The organism is Paenibacillus sp., from assembly GCF_035645235.1.
Taxonomy (GTDB): Bacteria; Bacillota; Bacilli; order Paenibacillales; family YIM-B00363; genus Paenibacillus_AE.
Window position 1 is genome coordinate 15,499 of sequence record NZ_DASQMZ010000074.1, and the last position, 11,900, is coordinate 27,398.

At 63.0% G+C, this 11,900-nt stretch carries 7 protein-coding genes; 3 read left to right on the forward strand and 4 right to left on the reverse strand.

All coding sequences use genetic code 11. The features are described 5' to 3' along the window. Positions 1-99 precede the first annotated feature (99 nt). Positions 100-6,153 (forward strand): cadherin domain-containing protein, encoded by a 6,054-nt coding sequence (locus VEZ38_RS06905; protein WP_324892611.1) that lies wholly within the window; start codon positions 100-102, stop codon positions 6,151-6,153. Between the two features lie 61 nt (positions 6,154-6,214). On the opposite strand, the gene VEZ38_RS06910 is transcribed toward VEZ38_RS06905, so the two are convergent. Together VEZ38_RS06910 and VEZ38_RS06915 are read right to left on the reverse strand one after the other, a co-directional pair. Further along, on the reverse strand, positions 6,215-6,508 hold the full coding sequence (locus tag VEZ38_RS06910; RefSeq protein WP_324892612.1) for a 2Fe-2S iron-sulfur cluster-binding protein: 294 nt from the start codon (positions 6,506-6,508) through the stop codon (positions 6,215-6,217). Beyond that, positions 6,505-7,800, reverse strand: coding sequence for a DUF455 family protein (locus VEZ38_RS06915; RefSeq protein WP_324892613.1), 1,296 nt, complete (start codon positions 7,798-7,800; stop codon positions 6,505-6,507). Before VEZ38_RS06915 ends, VEZ38_RS06910 begins: the two co-directional genes overlap by 4 nt. 142 nt (positions 7,801-7,942) lie before the next feature. Here VEZ38_RS06915 and VEZ38_RS06920 point away from each other — a divergent pair, with 142 nt between their 5' ends. Next, a complete protein-coding gene (locus VEZ38_RS06920; protein WP_324892614.1) occupies positions 7,943-8,842 on the forward strand; it encodes an AraC family transcriptional regulator in 900 nt (299 codons plus the stop codon). 43 nt (positions 8,843-8,885) lie between these two features. Here the strand turns inward: VEZ38_RS06920 and VEZ38_RS06925 are convergent, their stop codons facing one another. Then, positions 8,886-9,179 carry a Rieske (2Fe-2S) protein gene (locus VEZ38_RS06925; RefSeq protein ID WP_324892615.1) on the reverse strand — a complete coding sequence of 98 codons (294 nt, stop codon included), beginning with the start codon at positions 9,177-9,179 and terminating at the stop codon, positions 8,886-8,888. 41 nt (positions 9,180-9,220) lie between these two features. Further along, on the reverse strand, positions 9,221-11,335 hold the full coding sequence (locus VEZ38_RS06930) for an amylo-alpha-1,6-glucosidase (RefSeq protein WP_324892616.1): 2,115 nt from the start codon (positions 11,333-11,335) through the stop codon (positions 9,221-9,223). 83 nt (positions 11,336-11,418) lie between these two features. Between VEZ38_RS06930 and VEZ38_RS06935 the strand changes: the two genes are divergently transcribed. Continuing rightward, positions 11,419-11,900 (forward strand): cupin domain-containing protein (locus tag VEZ38_RS06935; protein ID WP_324892617.1); only part of this gene is annotated, 482 nt, incomplete at its 3' end.

An 11,900-nucleotide genomic window follows, 5' to 3' on the forward strand; every position in this document is an offset into this window, starting at 1 on the left:
GGCATTGCGCAACCATATTTCGGAGGCGGCGCGGCGCATGCCGAGGACATTGCGGCGTCCTTAATCGCCACCGTTGGCCAGGATTACAATGTTGAACAGATGAGTGACAACTACATCGCCGTCGGCGGAACTGGTACTATTGAAATGAGGGGATATGCGAAGTTTACGGTGTCTTCCGACAAAGATTATTCGAATGCCGAAATTACGATGAATTATTTCGACCATTTGGGTGCGGGTCTGGACACCCTCCGGATCAGCGTCGGCTCGAACGACGCTTGGACCTACGCCGGCCTGCAGTCCGGGCAGATGCCGCCCGTCCCGTCTACGGATCCCTCGCAATGGAACGATTATACGGGGTACAACTTTATCGGCGGTACAGCCACGGTCACATTTCCGGTCGGAGACTTGCTTACCGCCTCCAACATCGGCGGCGACAGTATCATAACCTTCGTCTTCTTGGACTCTTCCTATACGGCCGAGGATCACGAGGACCTCTCTGCCTTCAATACGATCAAGCTGACGAATGTAAACGACGCGGCGCCGACCAATCAGGCTCCGACCGACATCGCGCTCAGCCCGGCGAGCGTTGCGGAGAACGCGGGCGCGAACGCGGTCGTCGGCACGCTCTCGGCGGTGGATCCGGACGCGGGAGACAGCTTTACGTATGCGCTCGTCGCCGGCACAGGGGGCGACGACAACGGCAGCTTTAACATTAGCGGCAGCCAATTGCGTGCGACGAACTCGCTCGACTATGAGTCGGATAGCTCCTACAGCGTTCGCATCCAGGTAACGGACAGCGGGGGCGCCACCTTCGAGGAAGCGGTCACGATATCGGTTACGAACGTCAACGAAGCGCCGACGGATATTTCACTGACGCCGAACAGCATTGCCGAGGGGCAGGCGGCGGGGACAGCCGTCGGCACGTTGAGCGCCGTCGATCCGGACGCGGGCGACAGCTTCACGTACGAACTCGTCGCGGGCGACGGCAGTACGGACAACGCCGCGTTCACGATCGTTAACGACGAGTTGCTCGCGGACGAGACACTCGACTATGACGCGCAGGACAGCTACTCCGTCCGCGTTCGAGCGACGGATAACAGCGGACTCACGTTTTCAAAGGCGCTGACGATCACTGTGGAAGAGGTGAACGTAGCGCCGACCGATATTTCGCTCAGCGCGACGAGCATTGCGGAGAATGCGGGCGCGAACGCGGTCGTCGGTTCGTTGTCCGCGACGGACGACAACGCGAGCCAGACGTTCACGTACGCGCTCGTCACCGGCGAGGGCGACGACGACAACGGCAGCTTTACCGTCAACGGCAACGAGCTGCGGGCAGCGTCCTCGTTCGACTACGAAGCGAAGAGCTCTTACAGCGTCCTTATCCGCGTGACGGACAGCGGCTCTCCAGGGCTGACATTCGAGAAGCCGTTCACGATTACCGTAACCGACGTGAACGAAGCGCCGACGGACATCTCGCTGAGCGCATCGACCCTCGCCGAGAACGCAGGCGCCGATGCCGTCGTCGGTACGCTGTCCGCGATCGATCCCGACGCGGGCGACGCCTTCACGTACGCCCTTGTCGCCGGCGACGGCGGCGACGACAACGGCAGCTTTGCCATCGACGGCAACCAGCTGCGGACGACGAGCTCGCTCGACTTCGAGGCGAAGAACTCTTACAGCGTCCTCATCCGCGTCACGGACGACGGCTCGCCGGCTCGCTCGTACGAGGAGGCATTCACGATCACGGCGACGAACGTCAACGAGGCGCCGACCGATATCGCCTTGACGCCGAGCGGCATAGCCGAGGGGCAGGCGGCGGGCACGGCCGTCGGCACGCTGTCCGCCGTCGATCCGGACGCGGGCGACAGCTTCGCGTACGCGCTCGTCGCCGGGGATGGCGGCGAGGATAACGCCGCGTTCACGATCGTCGGCGACGAGCTGCGCGCGAACGAGACGCTGGACTACGACGAGCAGGACAGCTACGCCGTCCGCGTGCAGGCGACGGACAGCGGCGGACTCGTGTTCGAGAAGCCGCTCACGATCTCCGTTACAGAAGTGAACGAATCGCCGACGGACATCTCGCTCAGCTCGACTTCGATCGAGGAGAACGCCGGCGCGAACGCGGTCGTCGGCACGCTGTCCGCGACTGACGCGAACGCGAGCCAGACGTTCACGTACGCGCTCGTCTCCGGCGAGGGCGACGACGACAACGGAAGCTTTACCGTCAACGGCAACCAGCTGCGGGCGACGAGCTCGCTCGATTACGAAGCGCAGAGCTCCCATAGTGTTCTCATCCGCGTGACAGATAGCGGTTCGCCCGCGCTGACGTTCGACAAGGCGTTCACGATTACCGTAACCGATGTAAACGAGGCGCCGGCGGACATCACGCTCAGCTCGACGAGCGTCGCGGAGAACGTCGGCGCGAATGCGGTCGTCGGCACGCTGTCCGCGACCGACCCCGACGCGGGCGACAGCTTTACGTTCACGCTCGTCGCCGGCGACGGCGACGCCGGCAACGGCAGCTTTACCATCGACGGCGACCAATTGCGCACGACGAGCTCGCTGAATTTCGAGGCGCAGAGCGCTTACAGCGTACGTGTCCGGGTGACGGACAACGGCTCCCCGGCTCAATCCTACGAGGAGACGTTCACGATCACGGTAACGGATGTCAACGAAGCGCCGACGGATATTTCGCTGACGCCGAACAGCATTTCTGAAGGGCAGGCGGCGGGAACGGCCGTCGGCACGTTGAACGCCGCCGATCCGGACGCGGGCAGCAGCTTTACGTACGCCTTCGCCGTCGGTGACGGCGACGCGGATAACGGCGACTTTACGATTGTCGGCGACGAGCTGCGCGCGAACGATCCGCTCGATTACGATACGAAGGACAGCTACGCCGTCCGCGTTCTGGCGACGGATAACGGCGGGCTCACGTTCTCGAAGGCGCTGACGATCACCGTGGAAGAAGTGAACGTGGCGCCGACCGATATAACGCTTAGCTCGATGAGCGTAGCGGAGAACGCCGGCGCGAACGCCCTCGTCGGCACGCTGTCCGCGACGGACGCGAACGCGAGCCAGACATTCACGTACACTCTTGTCTCCGGCGAAGGCGACGACGACAACGGCAGCTTTAATATTAGCGGCAACGAGCTGCGGGCGACGTCCTCGTTCGACTACGAAGCGATGAGCTCTTACAGCGTCCTCATCCGCGTGACGGACAGCGGCTCTCCAGGGCTGACATTCGAAAAGGCGTTCACGATCGCCGTAACCGACGTGAACGAAGCGCCGACCGATCTTTCGCTCAGCGCGACGAGCGTCGCGGAGAACGCGGGCGCGGACGCCGCCGTCGGCACGCTCTCGGCGACCGACTCCGACGCCGGCAGCAGCTTCACGTACGTACTCGTCGCCGGCGACGGCGATACGGACAACGCCAGCTTTCACATCAGCGGCGAACAATTGAGCGCGACGAGCTCGCTGAACTTCGAAGCGAAGAGCTCGTACAGCGTCCGCATTCGGGTGACGGACAACGGCTCCCCGGCGCTATCCCGCGAGGAGGAGTTCACCATCACGGCGACGGACGTCAACGAGGCGCCGACGGATATTTCGCTGACGCCGAACGGCATAGCCGAGGGGCAGGCGGCGGGCACGGCCGTCGGCACGCTGTCCGCCGTCGACCCGGACGCGGGCGACAGCTTCGCGTACGCTCTCGTCGCCGGCGACGGCAGTACGGACAATGACGCGTTCACGATCGTCGGCAACGAACTGCGCGCGAACGAGACGTTCGACTTTGACGAACAAAACAGCTACGCCGTCCGCGTTCGAGCGACGGATAACGGCGGACTCGCGTTCGAGAAGCCGCTCACGATCTCCGTAACGGAAGTGAATACGGCGCCGACGGACATCTTGCTCAGCACCGCCTCGATCGAGGAGAACGCCGTCGCGAACGCGGTCGTCGGCACGCTGTCCGCGACGGACGCGAACGCGAGCAATACGTTCGCGTACGCGCTCGTCGCCGGCAACGGCGACGACGACAACGGCAGCTTTACCATCGACGGCGACGAGCTGCGGGCAACGTCCTCGTTCGACTACGAAGCGAAGAGCTCTTACAGCGTCCTCATCCGCGTGACGGACAGCGGCGCTCCGGGGCTGACGTTCGAGAAGGCGTTCACGGTGGCCGTGACCGACGTCAACGAGACACCGACCGATCTTTCGCTCAGCGCGACGAGCGTCGCGGAGAACGCGGGCCCGAACGCGGCCGTCGGCACGCTTTCGGCGGCGGATCCGGACGCGGGCAGCAGCTTTACGTACGCCCTCGTCGCCGGCGACGGCGATGCGGACAACGCCAGCTTCAACATCGACGGCGATCAATTGCGCGCGTCGAGTGCGTTCGACTTCGAGACGAAGAGTTCTTATACCGTCCGCATCCGCGTCACGGACGACGGTGCGCCGTCCCTCTCGAACGAGGCGACGTTCACGATCGCGGTGACGAACGTCAACGAAGCGCCGACGGACGTCTCGCTTAGCAACGCCAGCATTCGCGAGCAGCTTGCGGTCGGCACGACCGTCGGCACCTTCGCCGCGACCGATGCGGATGCCGGAGATACCTTCTCGTACAGCTTGGTATCCGGCGACGGCGCGACCGATAACGCCAGCTTCGCCGTCGACGGCAATACGCTGAAGACCGCCGCCGTGTTACGCCGGGGCGCGAAGGCGCAATACAGCGTTCGAATTCGCGTTACGGATGCCGGGAACGAAAGCTTCGAGAAGACGTTCGTCGTCACGCTCACCGCGGCGCCGAGCCCGCCTCCTCCGGGACGGACGAGGCAGGTCGACGTCGTCGCCGGCAACGGAGACGCTCCGGCGGCGAAAGTCGACATCACGCGGAACGAAGGTCCGAACGGTAAGCAGATCGATACGGTCGCCTTCGATCCGGGCAAAGCCGCCGAGTCGATCGACAAGGCGGTCGGCGCCGGTGCGGACGTCGTGACGATCGTCATCGATGACCTGCCCGACGCACCCGCGGACGAAGTCGTCGTGAACGTGCCGGTCGGTTCGGTTGCCGAGCTGTCCGGCAAGCAAATCAACCTGGAAATCAAGACGAACGACGTCAAGATTACCCTCTCCAAAGATGCGCTCGCATTGCTGCAGGGCGACGGGAAAGACTTGTATTTCCGCGTCGTGCCGATCAAGCAACCCGAGGAACGCGAGCAGGTGGAGACCAGGGTGCTGAATGCCGAAGAGCTAAAAAACTTGTCCCCGAGCGGCGACGTGCGGGTGCTTGGGCAGCCGATGACGATCGAGACGAATTATTCGAGCCGGCGGACGAAGCTCGAATTCCCGCTTTCCGGCGTCTCGTTGCCGGAAGACCCGGCGGAACGGCAAGCGTACCTTGAGCGACTCGCGGTATTTATCGAGCATAGCGACGGGGAGAAAGCGATCAACCGAGGCGTTATCCGGTATGACGAGGCCGGAAATCCGGTCGCGCTCGAAATCGAGATCGAGAAGTTTAGTACGTTCACGATCGTCTCGGTCGCGGAAGAAATCATTCGGAACCGGTACATCCTCGGCTACGAGGACGGAAAGTTTCACCCGGAGCGGGCGATCGCTCGCGCAGAAGTCGCGGCGATCCTTTCCCGGAACGCGGCGGACGCCGCGCCGTCGACGGGGTACTCCGGATTCCCTGACGTAGCGGCGGACCATTGGGCGCGGCCGTTCGTCGCGCACATGAAATTGTCGGGCGTCATGCGAGGCGACGAGCAGGGCTTCTTCCGCCCGCATGCGCCGATCACCCGCGCGGAGATGGCGAGCATCGTCGTCGCATGGCGGCAGCTTGAGCTCTCCAAGACGGGCGAGAGCGCGAACGACGTCGAAGGGCATTGGGCCGAGCGGTCAATCGCCGCGGCGATGCAGGCAGGCCTGATGCAAGGCTACGAGGACGGCTCCTTCCGTCCGGATCGGGCGTTGACCCGGGCGGAGGCCGTCGTCGTGTTGAACGCCTTGTTCGGACGTCCCGCATTAATCGGGCTCCCGCAGACGACCTGGCCGGACGTGCCGACGACCCATTGGGCCGCCGAAGCGATCGAAGCCGCGTCCAACTCCTATGCGGCCAGACCGCTGCCCGACGGGAAAGAGCAATTTCTAAGAAAACCATAACGCCGAACGAACGCAACCCTCCCGAGCCGCGGCTCGGGAGGGTTGCGTTGCATTAGCGGCCTTACCGCCGCCGGCGGGGCGGCGTCTTCTCGAGCACGACGTCGCTGCGGCAGACGCTCATGCAGAGCAAGCGACGATTCGCCTCCAGCTCTTGAGGCGTAATGAGGCACAGGTCAGCGTCCACCGGCTGCACGTCGCCCTCCAGCAGCTGAAACAAGCAGGTGCGGCAGGTGCCGTTGCGGCACGAATAGGGTACCTGCACCCCTTGCCGTACGGCCGCGTCGAGGATCATCTCGCCGGACCGTACGGCGAACGTCTTCTCTTCCGGCAGCAAGGTGACGCGATACGCCGTCATGGCTCGCCTGCTTCCCGCCCGCTCTCGAGCGCCGCGATCTTTGCCTGAATGCGCTCGAGGAACGGCTCGTAGTCCCATTCCTGATGCTTCTTCCCGATCCACTCGAGCCACAGCCGTCTCGTCTCCAGCTTCAAATCCTCCAGCTCGTCGATGTCCCCGTTCAGGCGGTGCAGCAGCCACTTATGCCCGTACGCCAGGTGAATGCTCTCGTCCGCCCAATCGTAGTCGAAATCCTGGGAGCTCGCCGTATCGCCGGCCGCCTCGAAGTCCGCCTTCAGCCCCGACTTCCAGCTGGGACCGTTCGTCTCGAAGGCATGCAGCAGCGCGAGGACGTACAGCTCCCCGTGTCCGCTCATGGAGATGTAGTGATCGGCCACGACCGGGTAATCGACGCCGGCTTCGAACCCCCAAGCTTTGAGGCGCTCCTCGCCCATCATGCAATGGCGGGACTCGTCGAACCCCCAGCGGGCCGAGTCCAGATAAAATTCCCACGGCATATTGTCCCACTGCCACATCGTCAGCAGCGGAATTTCCGCCGCCCAAATTTCGTTGACATGGTTAATGCCTTGCCACACCTGACGCTCGATGAACCGCTCCGGCGCCTTCGGCGGCATATGGTACGCGGCGGGGACGAACGAAGGATCCCGCCGCGGGACGAGCGGAGGAACATAAGCCGGGCGCGTCGCGATCGCCGCCGGCACCGCCCCAGCCTGCTCTTTCCCTCCGAGAAGGCCGCCGATGCCGCGCAAATACGCCGCCACGCTCCCTCGCCACGCCGCAAGCGCCTCCCGATCGACGCCGGACGCCAGCCGCTCGTACAGCGGCGTCATCTCCGCCAGCTGCTCCCGAAGGTCCGCGGGGTAACGCTTCATGAATTCGATCGTCGGCGCGTCGTCGAGCGGATCGGCATCGCGCAAGTACGCCTCGTACGCCTCGATCAACGCTTCCTTCGCGACGTAATACACGCCCGCGATCAGCTCCGCGTCATTGCCGCAACGAATGAGCGAAGACAAGAACGCCGATAACAGCGGGTCATGCCCCGTATCGACATCCCGCCGCGGATACCGCATCTCCAATACCCGGCTTCGCAGCGCATTCGCCCGCAACGAATCCTGCCAGATGTGACGGGGGAGGCGCTTTTTCAATTCCCAGTTCGCAATATGCACATGATAGCCGCCGAGGGTGCGCATCAGCTCCCGTTCGGTCACGTATAGTCGCTTCACCCATTCGGAGGCTTCCTCCACCGTGCGCTTCCCCGGCAATCCCATTACGAGCGCGCGCTCCTGCGTCATCTCGCCTGCTCCCTTCGTCTTCCCGTTGTCGTACCTTTACCTTATCAACCTCCGGGGACGAAGACCATTTACGAATGTTACGATTTTTTATATATTTGTCTTGTGACGATGCGGAAACTTTACATTTTGTTGGAGGATGACCATGGAACAGCTTTTTAATATCCCGAAAATGTACACCTCCATCCTGCTCGTCAGCCTGCATTACGCTAAGGTGCCCAAAGGCTGGTCGTACCCCGCCCACAAGCACGCCATGTTCGAGTTTCTCTATTGCGCCTCGGGGCGCATGGAGCAGTGGGTGAACGGCCAGCCTTACGCGCTTCGGGAAGGGGACGCCCTGCTCATCAAGAGCAATCTGCCCCATCATACGGCGACGCAGACGGAGGACGCGGAATACCTTGTGTTCCACTTCGACGTGGACGTGCCGGAATTGCAGGCGGTGTTTCAGATCGTGCCCGACCTGCTCATTCCGGCGCGCGAAGCGGAGGAGGAAGACAGGTCGCTGTCCGTCGCGCGTTGGGTGAAGGAATTTCTCGAGGAATGGAAGGACCCGCTCGTCCTGCATACCCGCCCCCGCGCGCCGGGCGCCGACGGCCATCCGGCGGAGCGGTCCGTCAAGCTGCTGCGCATGCAGATGCGCATTCTGGACCTGATCTGCATGCTCGCGGAGCGCTTCACGAGGGAGGCCGAGGTCGCCCTGCACGCCGACCTCACCCCCGCCCAGCGGCAGCTGGCCCGCGAAGTCGCGGCTCGGCTCGAGCTTCATGCGGGCGACCGGCTACGGATCGACGAGCTCGCCAAGGAGACCGGCTTCCACCGATCGTATATCAGCGATTGCTTTAAGAAGGTGTACGGCGTCTCCCCGCGCGACTACGTGACGAAGCTCAAGATCCGGTCGGCGAAGCAGCTGCTCCGGAACACCGACCTGACGGTATCGAACATTGCCGAGAGGCTCGGCTTTTCCTCCCCCGCCCACTTCAGCGCCTTCTTCGCGAACAACGTCGGCGAGCCGCCCCTAAAATACAGAAAGCGGCAGAGCCCGTAAGTAGCGAAAACCCCTTGGACGCCTGTGTCCAAGGGGCTTTGCTTTATGGCAGCTGCGCGAAGAGCGTCCCGTCCCGTTCCTCTACCTCGTAAGCGGCTAACTGCCGCGGCGCGTTCAGGCACTTGCCGCTTTCCCCGTCGAACGCCCAGCCATGCGCGTAGCAGAAGAAGCCGCCGCCCTCGGCCTCCACCTCGTACCCCGCATGCGGGCAAATGCGCGATAACAGTCTGAATCCGCCCTCGGACGTCCGGATCAAATAGTACGAATGATTCCCTACCGTTACCGCCGCCGGGAAAGCTGTAAAATCCGCGGCGTTGCCGATTGCCGTTCCTTCCATGTGCGCGTCTCCCCCGTCCCCGATGTATGAACCCTTACAGGTTACACGACGCCTTGTCCGTCCGCAAGAGGTTTGTAAGCGACGCAATACGGCGTTCCCGCTTCGATGTCGATCTCGTACCGGCCGTTCCCGACGTCCCGCGCCGCGCCCTCCGCGCAGACGGGCGGCTCGGCGCTGGCGAAGGCGAGGACGCCCTTGCCCGAGGCGCTCGATACGCGAATCGTCGTCCGGTCCATCTCCACCGACACGTCTCCCGCTCCGGTCGGCACCTTCCCCTTCATCCATTCAAGACCGCCTAAGTTCGGAGCGATCCGATACGTCGCGTACCCAGGCGACGTCGGCGCGACGCCGAGGAAATATTTGCCCATGAGGTATACCGGACCGGCGCCCCAGGCGTGGCAGAGACTTTTTCCGAATTTCACCCCGTACATGCCGTAGTGCGCGTCGCCCTCGAGCGAAGGGTCGTACTCCTCCCAAAACGTCGTCGCGCCGAGCTCGATCATGCCTCCCCAATAGGAAAGCAGTTCCTGCCGCACGACGTCGTGCGCTCCGCTCTCGCATAATGCGGCCAGCTCGTGGAACCTCATGTACGGCGTTCGAATGATCGGCACGTCGGGATTCAGCATGACGTTGCGGACGACCGATTCGCGCCGCTCCGGCGACAAATACCCGTAGGTCATCGCGAACATGCTCGCGTGCTTGGTCAGCGTCGGCATCGTCTCGCCGTTCACGCGGTGATGCAGCAAGCCGCCCTTCTCGTCGTCCCAGAACAGGCGAAGCGTCTTCGCCGCCGTCTCCTTCGCGAGAGCCCCGTAGGATGCTGCGGCCTCCTCGTCCCCCTGCAGCGCGGCGAACGCCGACATCGCCTCGAGGCTCCGCGCCAGCAAAATTTGAATCGTGCTGACCGCGCCGTCGTTTCGGAAATCCGCCCAATCGATGAACACCCAATCCTGTGGGCGCCCTACGACGAATCCCTCCTCGTCGCGCTGCTGCAAGCAATACGCCAGCAGGCTTTCGGCGCGATCGTAATATTGCCGGATGAACTCGCCGTCCCCCGTATAGAGGTAATAGTCGTACAGCGAAATTAACCAATAGAGGGAGTAGTCCAGAATCGTGTTGAGATGCCGCGTCAGCGGATCCTTCCCCCGCAGGGCGACGAGCGTTCTGCGCGTCACGTCCAAATCGAAGAAGCTGTAATAATTCATTAAGAACGCCTGATAAGCGTCTCCCGACCAGACCCAGCGGTCCCGCTTGATGCCGTCCAGAAAAAACTCCCGCGTATTGAGGTGCAGCGTATACAGCGACATGTCGTAAATCTCGTTCAGCTTCGGGTCCGAGCAGACGAAGGCGCCTCGGTACGACACCGGCACGTACTCGTACAACATGTCTACGCGCTCCCATCGTACGCCGGGATCCGCATGTACCCACGCGTAACGGAACGCCTTCGGTTCCCGCAGCGCGTACGTTCCGTCTTCCCCGTCCCAAGCCTTCGCCGCTTCGAATCGATCCACATTCACGCACTCGTCCGGGGACGTCGCTTCCGCCAAGGATTCCCCATAGAAAATGCTTACCGTCCCGTCGCCGCTTACGCCGCGGAACCGCAAATACCCGAACGTCTCCCGGCCGAAGTCCAAGAGCGGCTGCCCCTCGCGCAACGCGACGGAAACCGGCTCCTGCGGCGTCGTCGACAGCCGAAACCGCGACGGCGGTTCGTCCGGCGAATCGAACGTCCACGCCCCGGCGGGCTTCCAGTCGTTCTGATAGGAGGTCACCTCCCAAGCGGCGTCCGTCCGGACGGTAGGGCCGTCGACGTACAGCGCCGGCGCCTCGACGTCGTTAAATACGCTGATGCTGATTTCATGCCGTCCGGCGGGCAGCGTAACGACGGGCTCCGCCGAGCGGTAATTATCTCTCCCGTCCAGGTAGAAGGAGAACGTGCCGTCCGCCGCGATGCGGATTTGCTCCGGCTGCTCTATTTCATACGTATAACGGAATTTGACGTTCGAATAGTGCCGGTCCAACCGCCAAAACGCCGGATACATTACGCCGCGCGTCCGCCGCGCGACCGACATCTTCTCGTGCAGCCGAATTTCGAAATCGCCGGGATACCATATCCAGGTCGCCTTCCGTTCGATCCCCTGTCGCTGTTGCGCCATATTCGTTGCTTGCCCCTTTCGGTTCGTTTCTCCCTGATTGTATAATAAGCAAATAGATCGCAATGCGGGGAGAAGTGACACATATGACGGGCGAACATGCCAAATCGGGGCGAATCCGCGTCCGCTCGGCGGCTCGCGCGGCGGCGTTCCGCTCCGAGCTGTCGGAGCATTTCCATGGCGACTTTCCGCTCTTCCTGAACCGCTGGGAGGAAGGCTTCGAGCTGCGGGAACACGACCACGCTTATATCGAAATCGCGTACGTCGCCGCGGGCGAAGGCTACCATTATGCCGGCGATCGGGTCGAGCGCACGGGCAAAGGGTGCCTCTACGTTTTGCCGGTCGGGACGTCGCACGTATTTCGCCCGAGCGGGGCGTCGAAGCGCGTCAAGCTGATCGTGTACAACCTGTGCATTCGCCCCGAATTCGCGGAGGAGCTGACGGGATGGATGTCGAGGTACGGCTCCGGCGCCGGGTCGGCCTTCGCGCTCCTTACGCAAGCGCCCGGCGCGTACCTTGCGCTGCGCGACAAGCGCATGGAGCTATCAGGCTTGTTCGAGCGCATGCA